Annotated in this window: 15 protein-coding genes and 1 other annotated feature; of the genes, 7 read left to right on the top strand and 8 right to left on the bottom strand. The window is 44.0% G+C overall.

Annotated elements, in window-relative coordinates; all coding sequences use genetic code 11:
• Positions 1 to 366: 366 nt before the first annotated feature.
• From clpB to rluD, 3 genes are all read right to left on the bottom strand, one after another.
• The gene (gene clpB, locus LNL84_RS17740) at positions 367 to 2,940 is read right to left on the bottom strand and encodes an ATP-dependent chaperone ClpB (protein WP_244359045.1); all 2,574 of its coding nucleotides are present in this window, start codon (positions 2,938 to 2,940) and stop codon (positions 367 to 369) included.
• Positions 2,941 to 3,026: 86 nt separating this feature from the next.
• Positions 3,027 to 3,752 (bottom strand): peptidoglycan editing factor PgeF, encoded by a 726-nt coding sequence (pgeF, locus tag LNL84_RS17745; protein ID WP_244359046.1) that lies wholly within the window; start codon positions 3,750 to 3,752, stop codon positions 3,027 to 3,029.
• Positions 3,752 to 4,726, bottom strand: a complete 975-nt coding sequence (rluD, locus tag LNL84_RS17750; protein ID WP_244359047.1) for a 23S rRNA pseudouridine(1911/1915/1917) synthase RluD — start codon at positions 4,724 to 4,726, stop codon at positions 3,752 to 3,754. Before rluD ends, pgeF begins: the two co-directional genes overlap by 1 nt.
• Positions 4,727 to 4,855: 129 nt before the next feature.
• Between rluD and LNL84_RS17755 the strand changes: the two genes are divergently transcribed.
• From LNL84_RS17755 to pheA, 4 genes are all read left to right on the top strand, one after another.
• Positions 4,856 to 5,581 (top strand): outer membrane protein assembly factor BamD, encoded by a 726-nt coding sequence (locus tag LNL84_RS17755; RefSeq protein WP_244359048.1) that lies wholly within the window; start codon positions 4,856 to 4,858, stop codon positions 5,579 to 5,581.
• Between the two features lie 142 nt (positions 5,582 to 5,723).
• The gene (locus LNL84_RS17760; RefSeq protein ID WP_244359049.1) at positions 5,724 to 7,166 is read left to right on the top strand and encodes an MltF family protein; all 1,443 of its coding nucleotides are present in this window, start codon (positions 5,724 to 5,726) and stop codon (positions 7,164 to 7,166) included.
• A 296-nt stretch (positions 7,167 to 7,462) separates the two neighbouring features.
• Positions 7,463 to 7,801, top strand: coding sequence for a ribosome hibernation-promoting factor, HPF/YfiA family (gene hpf, locus LNL84_RS17765; protein WP_244359050.1), 339 nt, complete (start codon positions 7,463 to 7,465; stop codon positions 7,799 to 7,801).
• Positions 7,802 to 7,921: 120 nt separating this feature from the next.
• Positions 7,922 to 8,042: a sequence feature (Phe leader region), on the top strand.
• Between the two features lie 12 nt (positions 8,043 to 8,054).
• Positions 8,055 to 9,233, top strand: coding sequence for a prephenate dehydratase (pheA, locus tag LNL84_RS17770; protein WP_244359051.1), 1,179 nt, complete (start codon positions 8,055 to 8,057; stop codon positions 9,231 to 9,233).
• Between the two features lie 47 nt (positions 9,234 to 9,280).
• On the opposite strand, the gene LNL84_RS17775 is transcribed toward pheA, so the two are convergent.
• The gene (locus LNL84_RS17775; protein WP_244359052.1) at positions 9,281 to 9,949 is read right to left on the bottom strand and encodes a YiaD family glycine zipper/OmpA-like lipoprotein; all 669 of its coding nucleotides are present in this window, start codon (positions 9,947 to 9,949) and stop codon (positions 9,281 to 9,283) included.
• Between the two features lie 212 nt (positions 9,950 to 10,161).
• Here LNL84_RS17775 and yjjX point away from each other — a divergent pair, with 212 nt between their 5' ends.
• Positions 10,162 to 10,680 carry an inosine/xanthosine triphosphatase gene (gene yjjX / locus LNL84_RS17780; protein WP_244359053.1) on the top strand — a complete coding sequence of 173 codons (519 nt, stop codon included), beginning with the start codon at positions 10,162 to 10,164 and terminating at the stop codon, positions 10,678 to 10,680.
• A 39-nt stretch (positions 10,681 to 10,719) separates the two neighbouring features.
• On the opposite strand, the gene trpR is transcribed toward yjjX, so the two are convergent.
• Together trpR and LNL84_RS17790 are read right to left on the bottom strand one after the other, a co-directional pair.
• On the bottom strand, positions 10,720 to 11,013 hold the full coding sequence (trpR, locus tag LNL84_RS17785; protein WP_244359054.1) for a trp operon repressor: 294 nt from the start codon (positions 11,011 to 11,013) through the stop codon (positions 10,720 to 10,722).
• 55 nt (positions 11,014 to 11,068) lie between these two features.
• Positions 11,069 to 13,006, bottom strand: coding sequence for a transglycosylase SLT domain-containing protein (locus LNL84_RS17790; protein WP_244359055.1), 1,938 nt, complete (start codon positions 13,004 to 13,006; stop codon positions 11,069 to 11,071).
• Between the two features lie 338 nt (positions 13,007 to 13,344).
• On the opposite strand from LNL84_RS17790, the gene ettA reads away from it, so the two are divergent.
• Together ettA and LNL84_RS17800 are read left to right on the top strand one after the other, a co-directional pair.
• Positions 13,345 to 15,012, top strand: a complete 1,668-nt coding sequence (gene ettA / locus LNL84_RS17795; protein ID WP_244359056.1) for an energy-dependent translational throttle protein EttA — start codon at positions 13,345 to 13,347, stop codon at positions 15,010 to 15,012.
• A 146-nt stretch (positions 15,013 to 15,158) separates the two neighbouring features.
• Complete coding sequence (locus LNL84_RS17800; protein ID WP_244359057.1) at positions 15,159 to 16,166, top strand: M23 family metallopeptidase; 1,008 nt, start codon at positions 15,159 to 15,161, stop codon at positions 16,164 to 16,166.
• A gap of 63 nt (positions 16,167 to 16,229) precedes the next feature.
• Here the strand turns inward: LNL84_RS17800 and tyrA are convergent, their stop codons facing one another.
• Both tyrA and LNL84_RS17810 read right to left on the bottom strand, forming a co-directional pair.
• Positions 16,230 to 17,360, bottom strand: a complete 1,131-nt coding sequence (gene tyrA, locus LNL84_RS17805; protein ID WP_244359058.1) for a bifunctional chorismate mutase/prephenate dehydrogenase — start codon at positions 17,358 to 17,360, stop codon at positions 16,230 to 16,232.
• Positions 17,361 to 17,368: 8 nt separating this feature from the next.
• Positions 17,369 to 18,442 (bottom strand): 3-deoxy-7-phosphoheptulonate synthase, encoded by a 1,074-nt coding sequence (locus LNL84_RS17810; RefSeq protein WP_244359059.1) that lies wholly within the window; start codon positions 18,440 to 18,442, stop codon positions 17,369 to 17,371.
• Positions 18,443 to 18,575 lie beyond the last annotated feature (133 nt).

The following is an 18,575-nucleotide window of genomic DNA, read 5'->3' on the forward strand; positions in this document are numbered from 1 at the left end:
TCTTTTTTGATTATCATCAACGAGTGCCCACACAGATTGATAGGTTTAAATTGTTAAAGAGCTTGTTCTGAGCTTCTCTCAAAACGGACGGCCATTTTAGCGAGATAAGTTATCGTGTCAACCACTTTTTCTAACTTATTTCGCCAAGCTTTCAAGAAGCTTTGCGACCTTCTGACTGGTAGTGGTTTTTGTGAACCGTTCCCGTGTCAGCGAGGTGGCATTATAGAGAATGAAGCCGTCTTGGCAACCACTATTTTCAACAAAACCTAATAAAAACGCTCGTTCGCTTGCAAATTGAACTACATGTAGAAAAAAACGACAAAAAAAGGGAGAAAACCTCCCTTTTTAGACTATTGATTACCAAATTTACTGATGAGCAATAATTCGGTCATTGTTCACGAGCAATTTAACTGGCTTTGTTACATCAACCTTGCCCGCTAGAATCGCTTTCGCCAACGGATTTTCGACACTTTGCTGTATTGCTCGTTTCAAAGGCCTTGCACCATATACCGGATCAAAGCCAACCTTAGCGATAAAATCAAGGGCTTGCTCTGACACTTCTAGTTGATAACCACTTTCTTCCATTCTGTTCCCCAATCTGTCCAACTGAATAGAAGCTATCGATTTAATGTGTTCGGCACCCAATGGATGGAAGACAACATTTTCATCAACACGATTTAAAAATTCCGGTCTAAAATGAGATGTGACTACGTCCATCACCTCACGTTTGATTCCTTCATAGTCCAGTACCGCAAAATTTTCTTGTATCCTTGATGACCCTAGGTTGGATGTCATGATGACTACGGTATTACGAAAGTCGACCGTACGCCCTTGACCATCGGTAAGCCGGCCATCATCTAGTACCTGAAGTAAAATGTTAAATACATCGGCATGTGCTTTCTCCACTTCATCAAGCAAAATAACCGAGTACGGTTTTCTTCTTACTGCCTCTGTGAGGTAGCCACCTTCTTCATAGCCGACATATCCTGGAGGGGCACCAACTAGCCTTGCAACAGAATGTTTCTCCATAAATTCTGACATATCAATTCGAACCATGGCTTCTTCACTATCAAACATAAAGTTGGCTAAGGTTTTGCAAAGTTCTGTTTTACCGACCCCTGTTGGACCTAAAAACAAAAAAGAACCAATTGGCCTATTAGGATCAGACAAGCCAGCTCGACTTCGGCGGATGGCGTCTGAAACAACTTCCACAGCTTCATTCTGACCAATAACTCTTTTATGGAGAACGTCTTCCATGCGAAGTAATTTTTCTTTCTCAGCTTCAAGCATTTTTGAAACAGGGATACCCGTTTGCTTCGACAGAACTTCTGCGATTTCCGCATCAGTCACTTTGTTGCGCAGCAAGCTCATTTCCTGCATCTCAGCTTGGGTCGCCAGATCTAACTGTTTTTCAAGTTCAGGGATCCGTCCATACTGAAGCTCAGACATTCGATTCAAGTCTCCAGCCCGGCGCGCTACATCCATATCCATTCTTGACTGTTCCAGCTCACCCTTGATGTGCTGAGTACCAGAAAGGGCGGCTTTTTCTGCATTCCAAACCTCTTCAAGCTCGGCGTATTCTCGTTCTTTGGCATCAAGCTCTTCATTTAACACCACCAAACGCTTTTCACTCGCTTCATCGTGTTCGTTATTTAACGCTTGCTGTTCAATCTTGAGCTGAATAATTTTGCGCTCTAGCTTATCTAGAGATTCCGGTTTGGAGTCGATTTGCAGTCGAATGCTCGAGGCAGCTTCATCAACCAGATCGATGGCTTTGTCCGGTAACTGTCTATCGGATATATATCGATGTGAAAGACTTGCAGCTGCAACAATCGCTGGATCCGTAATTTCAACATGATGATGAAGTTCGTACCGCTCTTTTAGACCACGTAAAATTGCCACGGTGTCTTCAACCGTAGGCTCATCCACTAATACTTTTTGAAAACGGCGCTCTAAAGCAGCATCTTTCTCTATATATTGACGATATTCATCTAACGTCGTTGCGCCGACACAATGAAGGTCACCTCGGGCTAATGCAGGTTTAAGCATATTACCGGCGTCCATTGAGCCTTCACCCTTACCCGCTCCGACCATCGTGTGTAATTCATCAATGAAAAGAATGATGTTGCCTTCTTCTTTCGCAAGCTCATTGAGAACGGCTTTTAGCCTTTCTTCAAACTCACCACGATATTTTGCCCCCGCAACAAGAGACCCCATGTCAAGAGACAAAACGCGACGTCCACGTAAGCCTTCAGGAACCTCATTGTTAATGATACGCTGGGCAAGGCCTTCGACAATCGCTGTTTTACCGACACCAGGCTCACCAATAATCACTGGATTATTTTTAGTACGTCGCTGCAATACTTGAATCGTACGACGGATCTCGTCATCCCGACCAATCACCGGATCCAGCTTTCCTTGTTCAGCCCGCTCTGTCAGATCGATCGTAAACTTCTCTAATGCCTGCCTTTTTTCTTCCGCGTTAGGATCATCTACTTTTTGTCCACCACGAATTTGCTCAATAGCTTGACTGACTTTTGCTTCAGTCAGGCCCATTTCCTTGAGGAGTTTTCCCAAGGGACTGTGATCTTCGATGGCAGCCAAGAGGAAGATTTCTGAAGAGATGTAACTATCTTGACGCTTTTGCGCAACCTTGTCGCACAGGTTAAAAATCTGCCCCATAGCACTAGAGAGTTGAACGTCACCGCCGACACCGCTCACTTTGGGAAGGCGATCGAGCATCTCACCTAGTTTAGAGCGAAGTTGAACGGCATCAACATTCAACATCGTCAATAAAGGTCTAACCGTACTGCCGTCTTGATTTAACAGTGCCACCATGAGGTGTACGGGTTCTATGTATTGATGGTCTCTACCCAGCGCAAGTGACTGAGCATCTGAGATAGCCAATTGGAATTTGCTAGTAAAACGGTCGAGGCGCATAGCAACCCCCTATTTTTGATATGACAACATATAAAAATAAGATGGATACGCGACGTTCAAATTTCAAGCTCTAGCATGAAAATTCATTATGTTCGCCAAATGAAACTTGCCATACGACCAGTTATATTTTCACGGCGATAAGAAAAGAAGTTGTCGGATTCACTATAAGTGCATCGGTGACTTTGAGTAATCGTCATCACGCCCGCCTGGCGCATACGTAATTCGGCGATCAATGCCAGATCCGCTAACCATTTTCCTTCTTTAGATAGCGCGTTAAATGCCACGGAAGCTTGCGGCATACTGTCACAAAAAGCCTGATAAACATCGTGTCCAACTTCAAAATGTTTTGGCCCTATTGCAGGCCCTATCCATGCGTGCACTGATGATTCAAATAAAGCCAATGTATTTTCAACAATACCATTCGCCAATCCCTTCCACCCAGCATGAACCGCGGCAACGGCCTGCCCTTGGGTATCAGCAAGCAAAATAGGCAAGCAGTCTGCCGTCATTGCAGACAGTACCACATTGGGTATTTTCGTAAAAAGAGCGTCAGCGTCGATTACCACGTTGGTGGGCTTATCAACGACAGCCACTTTATTGGAATGAGTCTGATTGAGCCAAATAGGTTGATTTGGCATCCGAGAAGATTGTGCCAAATGTTCGCGGTTTTGAACAACATGATCAGCATTGTCCCCAACATGCATACCTAAGTTCAAGCTATGAAAAGGGGCGTTTGAAACACCACCTTTTCGTGTCGAGCTTATTGCACACACATTATCTGCCACCTTCCAACTCGGCACAATATGTGACATTAATACTCGTCTTCTTTATTGAGCTTTGCGTCTTCGCGAAGTGCCTCTGTCATGATCACCATATCCTCAGGGATTGGAGCATGAAACTCCATTTCTTCACCGGTCACCGGATGAGCAAAACGAAGCATAACAGCGTGCAAAGCTTGGCGATCAAATGCGCGAATCATCTGCGTTAGTGATTCAGATGCACCCTTAGGAATTCGAGCGCGACCACCATAGGCTATATCACCAAGCAGCGGGTGCTGAAGGTAGGACATGTGTACACGAATTTGGTGAGTTCGCCCTGTCTCAAGACGTAAACGAATTCGTGTATGCTCACGGAAGTGCTCTGCCACTCGATAATGTGTCACCGCTGGCTTGCCAAGTTCATTGACGGCCATTAAAACACGTTTTGTCGAGTGGCGACCAATGGCTTTATCAACCATGCCACCAGCCGTCATTTTACCAATCGCTATAGCCTCGTATTCACGTGTAATCTTACGTTTTTGTAAAGCTCTAACCAATCGAGTTTGAGAAGGCACTGTCTTTGCGACAACCATCAACCCTGTCGTGTCCTTATCAAGACGGTGGACAATACCTGCTCGTGGGACTTCCGCAATCTCTGGATAGTGAAACAGTAATGCATTTAACACTGTGCCATCAGGCGTTCCTGCTCCAGGGTGAACAACGAAATCTCTTGGCTTGTTAATCACCAAAATATCATCGTCTTCATATACGATATCCAGAGGAATATCTTGCGCCTCAAAACGTTCTTCGTCTTCCAGCTCTGCCTGAACTGTAATCGTTTCGCCACCCATAACCTTTGTACGAGGTTTTGTGATAACCTCACCGTTAACAGAAATTTTTCCGTTCACGAGCCACTCTTTAATGCGCGAACGAGAGAAATCCGAGAAGAGTTCTGCCACAGCTTGGTCTAAACGCTGACCTAACTGGCTGTCTTTTACTGTATTTGTTAATTCAATCTGCTGTGCCATATCGAACTTTTTTAAAAATCGTGGGACTAAAGCCACTAGTATGGATAATATAGTTCAGTATTGTATCTGTTACTGGCTAGAAAGTAACGGAACTAGGAAAATATTTAAATCAAGGAACCCAGTTTTAGTATGAAACTTCATAAACTAACAAGCTTACTTGCTCTAGCTTTGTTGTTTGGTTGCGCCGACAAAGAAGTCATCGTGCCCGATGTACCGCCTTCTCAACTCTATTCCGAAGCACAAGAGGCACTGCAAAGCGGAAACTGGTCTTCTGCGGTAGAACGCTTAGAGGCTTTAGACTCGCGCTACCCATTTGGTGCCTACACAGAGCAGGTACAACTCGATCTAATTTACGTTTATTACAAAAATGATGATCTTGCTTTAGGCCTTGCAACCATCGAGCGCTTCTCTCGTTTAAATCCAACGCATGAACGTTCTGACTGGGTTTTATACATGCGAGGCTTGAGCCACATGGCGCAAGATAGAAACTTTATGCATGATATTTTTAGTATCGATCGCTCTGACCGAGACCCAGAGCCCGTTAAAGCGGCTTTCGCTGATTTTGATCGCCTACTTAAACGCTACCCCAACAGCGCCTACGCCGAAGACTCGAAAAAACGCATGGTCGCTTTGAAAAACAGGCTCGCCAATTATGATCTTGCCACTGCAGATTTTTACTTAAGACGCGAAGCATGGATCGCTGCAATAAATCGTACTCAGGAAATCCAAAAAACGTACCCTGATACAGACGCTGCTCGCAAATCACTCGAAATCCAAAAAAAGGCCTACCAAGAGCTGGGGATGGAAGACGCAGTGAAAAGAACTGAAGAGTTAATGAAGCTGAATCCTCGCTAATAGTTCCTTAGTATTACCTTAATTCAAGCGCTGCAACTGCAGTGCTTTTTTTTGTCTATTTACCGCTTATTTTCGTGGTTTGAAAATAAACAATCCTCTTCATATACTTCAAAGTAACATCCTGTTAACAAGAAGTCTTTATGTGAAAAAACCAATATTACTTACTGTTATTTTATTGTTATTCTCCTTTTCTTTAAAAGGCCTAGAACTCGCACCGCTATCCGTTGCGCCTTATAAAGCGGATCTCGAAACAATGCAGAAAAAGGGTGTGATCAGAGTGCTGGTTTCCGCGGATTTAGGCTTCTACTACATCGAGAATGGACGTCCAAAAGGCGTTGGCGCAGAACTTCTTTACCATTTTGAAAAGATGGTTAAAAAGAACAACCGTTTTCTCAATGTACAAGTTATACCCGTCCCCAGAGATGACTTGCTCCCTGCTCTATCGAAAGGCTATGGCGACCTAGTCGTTGCCAATTTAACCATCACCCGAAAGCGACAAGAAATCGTCGATTTTAGTACACCTCTATTGAGTGACATCCAGGAGCTTCTGATTACCAATAGTGCCCATCCCCCAATCACAGACATCAAACAATTGAGCGGCAAAGAGGTTTGGGTAAGGGGGAGCTCCAGCTACTTTGAAAGCTTGCAGCTCATCAACCAACAATTAACTCGCCAAGAAATAGAACCGATCTACGTGAGGTTTATTGAAGAAACGCTGCAAGACTTTGAACTAATTGAGATGATCAACCAAGGTTACATAGAGACGACCGTCCTTGATAGTCACAAAGCTAAATTTTGGATAAAGACAATGGATAATATCCAGATTAACGAACACCTTCCCCTCAGAACGGAAGGTGAAATTGCATGGGCAATGAGAAAAGACTCCCCAAATTTTAAAAAATTGGTCAATCAATATGTTAGAACCGCTCGCTCTGGCACCCTGCTTGGCAATGTTATCTATCAAAAGTATTTAGACAAAACAAACTGGTATGGTCGCGCTCTCAATCCTAATAAAGTCAAACGACTCGAAAGCCTCGTCGGGTTGTTTAAAAAATACGCCGACATGTATGAGTTCGATTTTTTAATGATCTCAGCACAAGCCTTTCAAGAGTCCGGGTTGGACCAAAGGAAAGTTTCTCACAAAGGAGCTGTCGGGATCATGCAAGTTCTACCCACCACCGCCAGCGACCCGAATGTCAACATTAAGCAAATCAATGAGGTCGAAAACAACATACATGCGGGGGTTAAATATCTAAAATTTATCAAAGATCGCTACTTTGATAGTGAGGACATAGAAGAGGATGATCAAATCTACTTCGCGCTGGCAGCCTACAATGCCGGACCCGCAAAAATTCGTCGTATGAGAAAAATCGCAGCACAAAAAGGTTATGACCCTGATGTTTGGTTTAAAAACGTCGAAATCGTTGCAAGGCAGCACATCAGCTCTGAGCCTGTTAAATACGTGGCCAACATTAACCGCTACTATGTCATTTACAAACAACTACAAGCGCTGAACATCGTCAGAGAAGAGCAACAAGCAAGGAATAGTCAGGTGGAATTTTACCAAATCTTTGAGACGGAATAAGCAAGATGATTAAGATCACACTTTTATTTTGTGTGATTTTTGGTCGCGACTAATTTGAGGCTGTAACAGTGCCCTAAAAACGGAGGAATTTTTAGCTTGCTACTGTTTCCAATTTAATGAGATTTGCTAGAAAGAAAAGCGTTTTTGACTTAAAAAGTAGTAAAGTTTTGCTCACGATCACATTTAGTGGATGTTGAGATCTACCCCAACAAAAAGGTGATCTCCATCACATCTATTTAGGGGGGATTCAGTAATCTGAAGTTAACCCATAAGGGATGCTACAGAGGAAAAAGCGTATGAGAGTAAACATCACTGGTAAAAACATTGACATCACCTCTGCAATCCGTGAGCACATAGAAAGTAAATTTAAGAAGCTCGAAAAATGGCAAGTTGACATTATTAGCTGTCAAACCGCGTTTAGCGAAGAGCCAAACAAGCAAATGAAGTTTGAAGCAAGCATTACGGTACCCAAAGGAAAACTTGTTGCTTCAGCCACACATCAAGATTTATACGTTGCCGTTAACGAAGTAGAACAGAAACTCGAACGTCAGCTGAACAAACTACGTCATAAGCCAGAAGCAAGACGTACTGAAAAACCGGAGTTAGAGGAAGAAGTTGAACTAGAAGTTGAATAGCTCCAACTGCTTGATTTGAGATAGCGCCTAAGGGCGCTATTTTTTTGCTTGACGCTCTAGGCCACCTTGCTTATTGTGTTACTCATTGATGTTAAATTAAATAATCATTCACAGCTGATGCATAACACTAACGCGTTTCTTTTTGACTTCTTTTTTCTCCAATAAAAATTGGGGGCACCATCGTTTTGCAAAAGATAAGTCAAAAACGAACGGAAAGCCTCCCACTGGGAGGTTTTTTTATAAGGATAATTCAATGACTAAGAAACAGTATTCACTTGACGAAATCCGTCTTCGCCTCAATGAGCTCGATGACGAACTGCTAAAACTTCTTTCAGAAAGACGCGGCTTAAGTATTGAGGTTGCCAAAAGTAAAGTAGAAACGTCAAAACCCGTTCGCGATGCAGCAAGAGAACAACAACTGCTGGTTAAATTGATCAATAACGGTAAAGATAAATATCATTTAGATGCACCGTACATAACGAAGTTATTCCATACGATCATTGAAGACTCTGTCTTGCTGCAACAAACATATTTACAAAACCTTGCCAATCCGCAAAGCAGAAAACCGCTCACTCGTGTCGCATTCCTTGGTTCAAAGGGTTCTTATTCTCATCTTGCAAGTCGCGAATATTTCGGCCGCAAGAATATGGAGCTTGTCGAGCTTAACTGTGAGCATTTTAAAGAAGTTGCTAGAACGGTTGAGTCCGGACACGCAGAATATGGTGTACTTCCTATAGAAAATACTAGCTCAGGTTCGATCAATGAAGTCTACGATTTATTGCAGCACACCACTTTACATATTGTCGGCGAGCTAACCCAGCCAATCGAACACTGCTTGGTTGCGACTCGAGAAGTTCGTTTAGAAGATATCAAAACCTTGTATTCTCACCCTCAGCCTCATCAACAATGCAGTGAATTTCTAAGCCGCCTAGAGGGGGTGAAATTAGAATCGTGCGCAAGCACAGCAGATGCGATGCAACAAGTTCAGGAAATGGACAGAGATGATGTTGCAGCGATTGGTCATGCTTCGAGTGGCAAACTCTATGGACTGCAATCCATTCAAGAAAACATCGCAAACCAAACAGAGAACCATACTCGCTTCATCATCGTAGCTCGAAAGCCTGTGGAAGTGTCTCCTCAGATCCCGGCCAAAACCACCTTCATCATGGCAACCTCTCAAACTGCAGGCTCTTTAGTTGAGACCTTATTGGTATTGCAACGCTATGGCATCAATATGACCAAATTGGAGTCGCGCCCAATTATGGGTAACCCTTGGGAAGAAATGTTCTATGTCGATGTAGAAGCACATAAAGACTGCGAAGCGATGCAAAACGCGATTAATGAGCTCACTAAAATCACTAAGTACCTTAAGGTTCTCGGCTGCTATCCATCCGATAACGTCAAACCTGTCATTCCAAAACTCGACCAGTAACAAGCAACTAAAAAACAGCCCAGTACTCACTGGGCTGTTTTATTCGATTATGTCAAAGGAATGATTTGAATTTCTACGCGTCGGTTACACTGACGTCCTTGTGATGTAGAGTTGCTGCAAATTGGGAATCGTTCGCCATTTCCTCGAGCTACCGCTCTGCCTGCAGAGATGTTATGAGATAACAAGAACGATCGTACTTGTTCTGCACGCTTTTCCGATAGCTGCTGATTGTGTTGCGCATTACCCGTGCTGTCAGTAAAGCCATCAATCACCAAACTTGTTTGTGGGTATTCAGCCAGTATCTTTGCTACCCCTTTTAACGTATTGTGAATACTCGAATTCAATGCATGGCTATTGGATTCAAAACCAATGCCATTTTCTAGGCGCAGTCTAAGCTCATTCTCGCCAATTCGTTCAACTTGCACACCAGAGTTAAGCAACTCTTCTCGTAAGGCTTTTTCTTGCTGGTCAAAATAATAGCCTACGCCACCACCAACCGCTGCACCACCAGCGGCACCAATCAGAGCATGTTGGCGCCTTTCGTTTGCATCACTGCCCGTCACCAAGCCAATAGCAGCACCTGAAATAGCACCGATCAACGCACCTTTTGTTGCCGAATTGGTCTCATATTCACCTGTAGTTGCATTTTGTCTCTGAGTTGCTTGGCAACCTACTAACGTTACCAAACCTAAAGCCAATACCACTTGCTTTTTCATAATGTCCTTCATTTTCTTATTAGTCACTGCCGCAATGCATTTGAGGCGTCACTTTTTGTTCCATATTTAATGTTCAATGTGAAGAATTTGCATTCATTTTCACAATGGAGCGGATGGTAACGTAATTTCTTGCGTTATAGATAAGCAAAATGTGAACTTCTGATAAATCTTCCGTTAAAATAGTCTCCTAAGTTCGTCAATTGGAAGAATCAATGCCTGTTGTTGTTATAGCCTCGCTCAATCCAGCCAAAATTAATGCGGTAAAAAGTGCCTTTGAAGTGGCACTGACAGAACACTCTGACTTCGAGTTTATTGGTGTTAACGTGCCAAGTAACGTTTCTGACCAGCCAATGTGCAATCAAGAGACCTATTTGGGGGCTTGCAATCGCGTTGGGAACGCCAAACAAGCTCAACCAGGCGCAGATTACTACGTTGGCATCGAAGCTGGTCTGGATAATGGCTGCACGTTTGCGTGGATGGTTATTGATTCAGGGACCAAAAGGGGGGAGTCTCGCTCTGCCAGCTTAATGCTGCCGCCTAGCGTAGTATCGGCGCTTAGTGCCACCAACGAACTAGGAAGCGTCATGGACGAGGTATTTGGAACGGAAAATATCAAACAGAAGGGAGGAGCCATTGGTCTGTTAACCCAGCATCAGCTAACACGAAGCTCTGTCTATCATCAGGCGTTAATACTGGCCTTGATTCCTTTCACTAATCCTGAACACTTTTAAGGATGTGAATCAACGTCAGGCAAAGCACCTGACGTTGTCTTACTTGAGCAGTAAAGACATTAACTGTTCTTTTTGCTCTTGTTCTTGTCGTTTTAGCTCAGCAGAGCCACGAGTGATCGTCGCAACACCAACTCCGAGCAATTGACTAATTTGACGCTGAGAAAGCTCTCCTTTGAGCAGTTCGCACAGTATGTTTACTCGCGCAATCACTGACTCCCGCTCATCGGGGGTTAGTAACATAGTAAGAAGTGCCTCTTGTTGTCCTGTTTCAGCTGAGCGCTGAATCAGTTCGATGACCTCTTGCCATTCTTGGTACTCTGCTTTCATTAACATGCCTATTAGAAAATATCATCACGACATTGTAGCGGCCTAATTCCGTCAGCGAAACCTAATACTGAGTATTCGCTTCTGATTCCGTTAAGAAGTCTAACTCACGTTGCTGAAGTCCTTGATAGTACAATTGAAACATCAAAATATTCTGCACATACCCTCGAGTCTCTTTAAAGGGTATCGATTCAATAAAGGCTATGGCATCGAGATTACCCTGCGAGTTCTCTCGCCAACGTTTCACCCGGTTAGGCCCGGCATTATAGGCTGCAAAAGCAAAGATACGATTACTTTCATAACTCTTGAGTAACTCGGAAAGATAGTGTGAGCCGATCTCAATATTCTTATCCACTTTATATAACTCACTGACTTTCTTGTAACGGATCTTGTGTTTCTTTGCGGTGTAACGCGCTGTTGCAGGCATAATTTGCATAACACCACGAGCCCCCACAGGAGAGCGAGCTTCGACATCCATAGCGCTTTCTTGTCGCGCTAGTGACATCAACATCACGTCATCAAGCTCTAACTTATTTGCATAAAAACTAAAAAGCTCTTGATGTGCAATAGGGAAACGCAGCTCGATAGCATCCCACATTTTGGCTTCTATACTGGCAACAACACTAAAATGATGCCATTTATTTTGGCTGGCATAAGCCGCTAACATGGCTTGCTCTTCGCTGCTAGTACGAGACAGTAAGTATCGCCATTCAGACTTAGCAGCCGCAATTTTATCCCGTTCCAGAAGCTCACTGATTCTTAGCAAATCAACCATATATGGCTGCACAACATCGCCATTCAACGTGATTTTAGTGGTTGGGTAATCCACCTCTTCACCCAAGTAAAATGCAGCGGCCACGCTGTAAAAATTTCTCTTTCCGAGAATTGCGCGCAACCTATCCTCCCCCTGTTCATTACCCGTTTTTAGTTCGGCACGTCCCAGCCAATACTGCCAGCGTGTTGCACTTTGATTGTCCTGTGGCAGTAGAGAAATCCAATCCATTAGCCCCTGCCAGTCTGATTGTTGAATAGCCAATCTTGAGCGTCTCTCCAAATAGATAGCGCTATCGCTCTTTGACAAGACATCATCTCGCCATGTTGCATAAGCCTCATCCTCTGTAGTAATGAAGCGCATCGCAAGGTATTCAGCTAACTCTTGATACTGATCTTGGGGGAAATGTGGATGCTGACTGAGTTTGAGCCATAAGGTAAGTGCTTTTTCGGGGTAATTTTTAGCGTACTTTTTGAATGCTGAATGAACTAAAGAATCCTTGATTTCTTGTGTGGCACTACCGTCAAGAAAACTGGTGATTAACTGTGGCTGCTTGTAAAGCAGCACAATCTGTTTCGCTAGCTTTGAACTGGATGCCGATTTTACTTTCTTTGCCAAGTAATTTAATCGCTGACCATTATTGTTTGCGAAAACCAGTAGCATTCTATCAATGATCACTTCATCACTCTTGAACCCCGCGTTGCTCCAAGCATCAAATAACGGGTCACAGGCATCATCAATACTGTCTCCGCTTAGCCAAAGTCGATTTGCCCCTTCAAAAGCTCCTGTCTCGTCGCCAGTATTGAGCTGAGCTAGGTGATAAAGACACTGATATCTTTCCCCAACTGGGTAGCTTTGCTGAAATTGCAGAATACTTGACCAATCTTTTTTACTGGCTAACACATCAAGATAAGGCGCCCGGATCCTTCTCGAAAAAGGGAAATTCGCGTGTTGAGTTATAAATTGATTGACCTCATCGACATTTTTGTAAGGTAGCTGCAACGAAAACACACGATAGTCAATGTATGGTGTGAGTGGGTAATCCTCTATTTTAGAACGCAAGAAGTCGTAGCGACTGATATCGCTGCGGTCAATGAATGTCTGCGCGTCATCATAATGCTTTCGTTGTTGTTCTATAGCATCTCTGGATTGAGCTAAATTGGATGAGCTATAGCTCAAAGTCAGTAATAACGTTGTAATTACGCCCGCTGATATTGGTTTTCTGTTCATTCGTCGTGGGTCTCTCTCACAATATTACGCATACAACGTGTAGTTATCGGTAGGGACTATAGTTACGCACGTTTTTGCTACTCGCTTTTCAAAACTGTGTGAAAAACAGGTCAAAACACAATTGAGAACTCAATCAACGCAATCTCTACTAATATTAGTCAACATCTAGCTCTTTTTGTTGGTTGACAAGTAAATTACCCACTTTTTTTCTCAAGTTAACCGAATACTCTTTATTACGTGTAAAGAGAAGCTCTCAATAGCGCATACATTTGATACTGCTATCTTGCCTAGTGTAAAATGAATGTTTTCTTAGTCTTAAAAAATAGGAACGATCGGCAATGGCTGAATACGTCTATACCATGTCGCGCGTGAGCAAAATAGTGCCACCAAAGCGACAAATCCTTAAAGATATCTCCCTAAGCTTCTTCCCTGGTGCCAAAATCGGTGTTCTTGGCCTCAATGGCGCGGGTAAATCAACACTATTGCGCATCATGGCTGGTATTGATACTGATATCGACGGCGAAGCGCGCCCACAACCGGGCCTCAATGTCGGTTACTTACCGCAAGAGCCAAGGCTTGATGAGTCACAAACTGTTCGAGAAGCGGTCGAAGAGGCGGTATCCGATGTTGCTGGTGCACTTAAACGACTCGATGAAGTGTATGCTGCCTATGCAGAACCAGACGCTGACTTTGACGCTTTAGCAAAAGAGCAAGGCGAACTGGAAGCGCTCATTCAGGCGAAAGAAGGCCATAATTTAGAAAATGCTCTAGAGCGTGCTGCTGATGCACTTCGTCTACCAGAGTGGGATGCGAAAATCGCAAACTTATCTGGTGGTGAACGCCGTCGTGTTGCTATCTGCCGTCTACTCCTTGAAAAACCAGACATGCTGCTTCTTGATGAGCCTACCAACCACCTGGATGCGGAGTCAGTCGCATGGCTAGAGCGCTTCCTCGTTGATTATACGGGTACTGTTGTTGCTATCACCCACGACCGTTATTTCCTTGATAACGCCGCTGGTTGGATCTTAGAGCTTGACCGCGGTGAAGGTATCCCATGGGAAGGTAACTACACGTCTTGGCTTGAGCAAAAAGATGCGCGTCTACAACAAGAAGCATCTTCAGAAAAAGCTCGTCAAAAGACCATTGAGAAAGAGCTTGAGTGGGTTCGTCAAAACCCGAAAGGTCGTCAGGCGAAGTCAAAAGCACGTATGGCGCGCTTTGAAGAACTGCAAAGCGGCGATCACCAAAAACGAAATGAGACCAATGAACTGTTCATCCCACCAGGTGAGCGCTTAGGTGACAAAGTGCTTGAAGTTAATAACCTCACCAAGTCTTTCGATGGTCGAGTGCTGATTGACGACCTTTCGTTCAGCATTCCTAAAGGCGCTATTGTCGGTATTATTGGTGCCAACGGTGCTGGTAAATCAACACTGTTTAAAATGTTAAGCGGCACCGAACAGCCTGATTCAGGCACGATTGAACTGGGTGATACCGTTAAACTTGCATCGGTAGAGCAGTTCCGCGACTCAATGGATGATACCAAAACGGTATTCCAAGAGATCTCTGAAGGCGCAGATATCATCAAGATCAATAGCTTCGAGATCCCAGCTCGTGCGTATTGTTCTCGCTTTAACTTTAAAGGCAGCGATCAACAAAAAATCATTGGCGAACTGTCTGGTGGTGAACGCAACCGTGTCCACCTAGCCAAACTGCTTAAAGCCGGCGGCAACATGTTGTTACTCGATGAGCCAACCAACGATCTGGATGTTGAAACACTACGTGCACTAGAAGAAGCGCTACTAGAGTTCCCTGGTTGTGCCATGGTTATCTCGCACGACCGTTGGTTCCTCGACCGTATTGCTACTCATATCATTGACTACCGCGATGAAGGCCAAGTGAATTTCTATGAAGGTAACTATACCGAGTACATGGATTGGTTGAAGAAAACACTAGGGCCGGAAGCGGCTGAACCACACCGAATCAAGTACAAGCGTATCGCAAAATAAAGCCTCGGTTAACATATAAACTTGTAATTTTCATAGAGGTCGCTAATATTAGCGACCTCTATTTTTTTGTGATTTTCTACCCAAAAACGATCGAAATTACAAAAAAATGACTTTATTACATGGTTTTGTCATACATCGGGTGCTCTATGCCAAATCGGATTACCGTAGTTATTCCTACGACGAAAGGACAGAAAACACTACGCTTCGGGAAAAAGCGCACACTGACCATTGCTCTTATAATGGTATCTCTGCCTATTGTTCTGGCTCATATTGGCTATTCTTATACCCAATCACAACAACAGCTAAAAACGACAGCAACTCATCTGTCATCGGCGAAAATCGCCAACAATGAACTCGAAACAAAATTTCTTGAACAAGTTGAAGTGACTCATGACCTTTCACAGGAGCTTGAACAAAAAAGAGATCAGTTGCAGTTATTAGGCAAACGCATCGATGATGTCGAAGTCGTTCTTGGCCTAACCAGCAACGAAGACGATGTCGGTGGACTTCCTTTAGAGCAGCGCATTGATGCTGCTGCCATCGATTCGGCGGTCAGAGCGACCATGTTTCGCTTGATCCCTAACGACAGCCCCATTACCTATCAACGCATTTCTTCGTCTTATGGCCGTCGAACCAACCCTATTTCAGGGAACCGCCAATTGCATACCGGCATCGATCTAACCTGTAAAGTCGGTGAGCAGATCTTAGCGCCAGCAGATGGCGTCATTGAGACAGTGCGTCCGAGCAAACAGGGGTATGGCAACTACATGACCGTCAGACATGCGTTTGGTTTTATGTCGTCTTATGCTCACTTACATCGCTTCAAAGCAAAAAGCGGCCAATTTGTCAGTAAGGGAGACGTCATCGCCACTTGTGGCAATAGCGGTAACTCTACTGGCCCTCACCTACACTATGAAGTACGTTTTCTTGGACGTACGCTCAACCCTCAATACCTGATGGACTGGAGCCCAGAAAACTTCGATTACGTCTTCGAGAAAGAAAAGAAAGTACAATGGGGACCACTTGTCAAACTCATCGACAGTGTGGTGCGGTTGCAGGTTAACCTGACCAATACCCCCTTTAAAGATAAGGCGGTGACCACTGTAAATAATGAAACGGTTGAAGCCGCTTCTTTGACTCCTCAAACAAACTGATTGTTATCATCTAAAAAAGGCGCAATATTCATTGCGCCTTTTTTAATGTTTGTTACCTAACCATCATCCGCTGCGATGAATCGCGTCATTGGCTTGCTTGAGCAAGTTTTGGCTTTCTGACATAAATTGCTTTGAATAATCACCAAACCAATCACTGACTTGCTCAAATTGCATCACAAACTGGTCTTTATCATGATTATCAAGCAATTGCAGTGCCTCACCAAATCGTTGATGGAAGCGTTTTATCATGTCGATATTCTCTTGCGATGACAAAATTATGTCACCATAGAGGTTAGGATCTTGAGCAAATAGACGGCCGACCATAGCCAGCTCTAGACGATAGATAGGAGAACTTAACTGTAATAGCGTGTCCAAGTTCGGCCCCTCTTTGCTTAAGTGCAAGCCATAAGCAAACGAGGTAAAGTGGCGCAGTGCCTGTATGAGAGTCATTCCATGATCATGCTCTGACGCGTCTATATGACAAAGACTTGCTCCCCAGATCTTAAATTGCTCTAGCAGCCACTGATAGTATTCTTCCCCTCGCCCATCACAGTAAACAATGACCTGCTTAGCCAAGCTGCTAACATCCGGACCAAACATCGGATGAAGGCCCACAACTGGACCAGTATGAGCTTTGAGCATCGTATTCAAAGGTTGAGATTTTATCGATGTGAGATCGCACAAAATGCAATCTTTTGGCAATCGACCCAATTGTTCAATCACCCCTTGAGTCAAGTGGATCGGTACTGTTACCACCACCAAGCCAGCATCCTTCAACATCTCATCCGCTTTCTGCCAGTCTTGACTGCCAAGAACTTTGACTTCATAACCTGACAAAGAAAACATGCGACAAAAGACTCGACCCAGCTGACCATTACCACCAACAACAACGACCGAGCGTAACTCTGGATTCAGGCATTTAAAGCCCGAATCTTTTTCGCTCGCATAAGACTCACGCATGGTACGTCGTAAAATATCTTCGATGAGCTGAGGCGGAACGCCTTGCTTTTCAGCTTCTCGACGACGAGAGGCCAACATAGATGCTTCTCGATCCGGCACATAGATAGGTAATCCGTGTTCACTTTTCACTTCACCAACTTGTTCTACCAACGCAAGACGACGAGCCAACAGCTCCACCATCTGCTTATCTACTTCATCTATTTGATCTCTAAGAGCGTCGAGTTCAGCTGCCATCTTTGCGATTATTCCTTAATTCGGTTTTCTAAGAATGGGATAAGTTCATTATGTGTATGTCGTAATAGTGCCTCAGTTGAATCCCAATTGATACACGCGTCAGTGATCGATACACCATAAGCCATTTGATCTAAAGGAATATCTGAACTCTGATTGCCTTCATTAATATGGCTTTCAATCATAAGACCGATGATCGAGGTATTGCCCTCGCGGATCTGATGAATGACATCTTCCGCCACCAAAGGTTGACGGCGGTAGTCTTTTCTAGAGTTTGCATGACTGCAATCGACCATTAATGACGCTTCAAGACCAGAGCTCGCCATTTCTTGTTCACACTCAGTCACCGATACCGAATCGTAGTTAGTCTGCTTGCCGCCTCGTAGGATGACATGACCATTTGGATTACCCTGAGTCGTCAACAGCGCAACCTGTCCTTCACGGCTAATACCCATAAAACGGTGGGATGATGACGCTGCTTGCATCGCATTGATTGCTGTTGCAAGACTGCCATCGGTACCATTTTTAAAGCCGATCGGCATTGACAGTCCACTCGCCATCTCACGGTGAGTTTGTGATTCAGTTGTACGAGCACCAATCGCCGCCCAAGAGAACGTGTCGGCCAAATACTGCGGACTGATCGGATCAAGTGCTTCAGTGGCGAGCGGGATATTCATTTCGGCTAATTCAACGAGCAATTTACGACCAATATGCAAACCTTCTTCGATATCAAAAGTACCATCCAAGTGCGGGTCATTGATAAGCCCTTTCCAGCCAACTGTCGTTCTTGGCTTCTCAAAGTAGACTCGCATAACAATGTAAAGTTGGTCTCCGAGCAAAGCTGACAGTTCTTTGAGTCTTTTCGCATACTCTTTCGCTGCGTCAATATCATGAATAGAGCATGGACCACACACCACCAGTAGGCGATGATCTCGCTTGTGAATGATATCGGCGATAGTTTGACGAGATTCCTGAATAAACTTACGAGCTTTGTCACTCAAAGGGAGTTTGGCTTTCAATTCTTCTGGTGTTATTAGCACCTGCTCTGAGCTAATATTGACATTACTTAGTTCACTCTTTCTCATACATCACCCGTAAATAAAACTTTACAACAACTTCTACCTTGAAGTCGATATTAATTCAATAAAGACAAGATACATGGAAATTTTACGTTTGCAACAGTAAACTTAAAAATACATATGTAGATTTATATTTACA

Source organism: Vibrio gelatinilyticus (assembly GCF_022836845.1).
In the GTDB taxonomy this organism is placed as follows: Bacteria; Pseudomonadota; Gammaproteobacteria; order Enterobacterales; family Vibrionaceae; genus Vibrio; species Vibrio gelatinilyticus.

What these genes read in the sequence shown, in the direction of transcription:
- clpB (WP_244359045.1), bottom strand. Translation starts at nt 2,940, where the DNA reads ATGCGCCTCGACCGTTTTACTAGCAAATTCCAATTGGCTATCTCAGAT.
- pgeF (WP_244359046.1), bottom strand. Translation starts at nt 3,752, where the DNA reads ATGTCACATATTGTGCCGAGTTGGAAGGTGGCAGATAATGTGTGTGCA.
- rluD (WP_244359047.1), bottom strand. Translation starts at nt 4,726, where the DNA reads ATGGCACAGCAGATTGAATTAACAAATACAGTAAAAGACAGCCAGTTA.
- LNL84_RS17755 (WP_244359048.1), top strand. Translation starts at nt 4,856, where the DNA reads ATGAAACTTCATAAACTAACAAGCTTACTTGCTCTAGCTTTGTTGTTT.
- hpf (WP_244359050.1), top strand. Translation starts at nt 7,463, where the DNA reads ATGAGAGTAAACATCACTGGTAAAAACATTGACATCACCTCTGCAATC.
- pheA (WP_244359051.1), top strand. Translation starts at nt 8,055, where the DNA reads ATGACTAAGAAACAGTATTCACTTGACGAAATCCGTCTTCGCCTCAAT.
- LNL84_RS17775 (WP_244359052.1), bottom strand. Translation starts at nt 9,949, where the DNA reads ATGAAAAAGCAAGTGGTATTGGCTTTAGGTTTGGTAACGTTAGTAGGT.
- yjjX (WP_244359053.1), top strand. Translation starts at nt 10,162, where the DNA reads ATGCCTGTTGTTGTTATAGCCTCGCTCAATCCAGCCAAAATTAATGCG.
- trpR (WP_244359054.1), bottom strand. Translation starts at nt 11,013, where the DNA reads ATGTTAATGAAAGCAGAGTACCAAGAATGGCAAGAGGTCATCGAACTG.
- LNL84_RS17790 (WP_244359055.1), bottom strand. Translation starts at nt 13,006, where the DNA reads ATGAACAGAAAACCAATATCAGCGGGCGTAATTACAACGTTATTACTG.
- ettA (WP_244359056.1), top strand. Translation starts at nt 13,345, where the DNA reads ATGGCTGAATACGTCTATACCATGTCGCGCGTGAGCAAAATAGTGCCA.
- LNL84_RS17800 (WP_244359057.1), top strand. Translation starts at nt 15,159, where the DNA reads ATGCCAAATCGGATTACCGTAGTTATTCCTACGACGAAAGGACAGAAA.
- tyrA (WP_244359058.1), bottom strand. Translation starts at nt 17,360, where the DNA reads ATGGCAGCTGAACTCGACGCTCTTAGAGATCAAATAGATGAAGTAGAT.
- LNL84_RS17810 (WP_244359059.1), bottom strand. Translation starts at nt 18,442, where the DNA reads ATGAGAAAGAGTGAACTAAGTAATGTCAATATTAGCTCAGAGCAGGTG.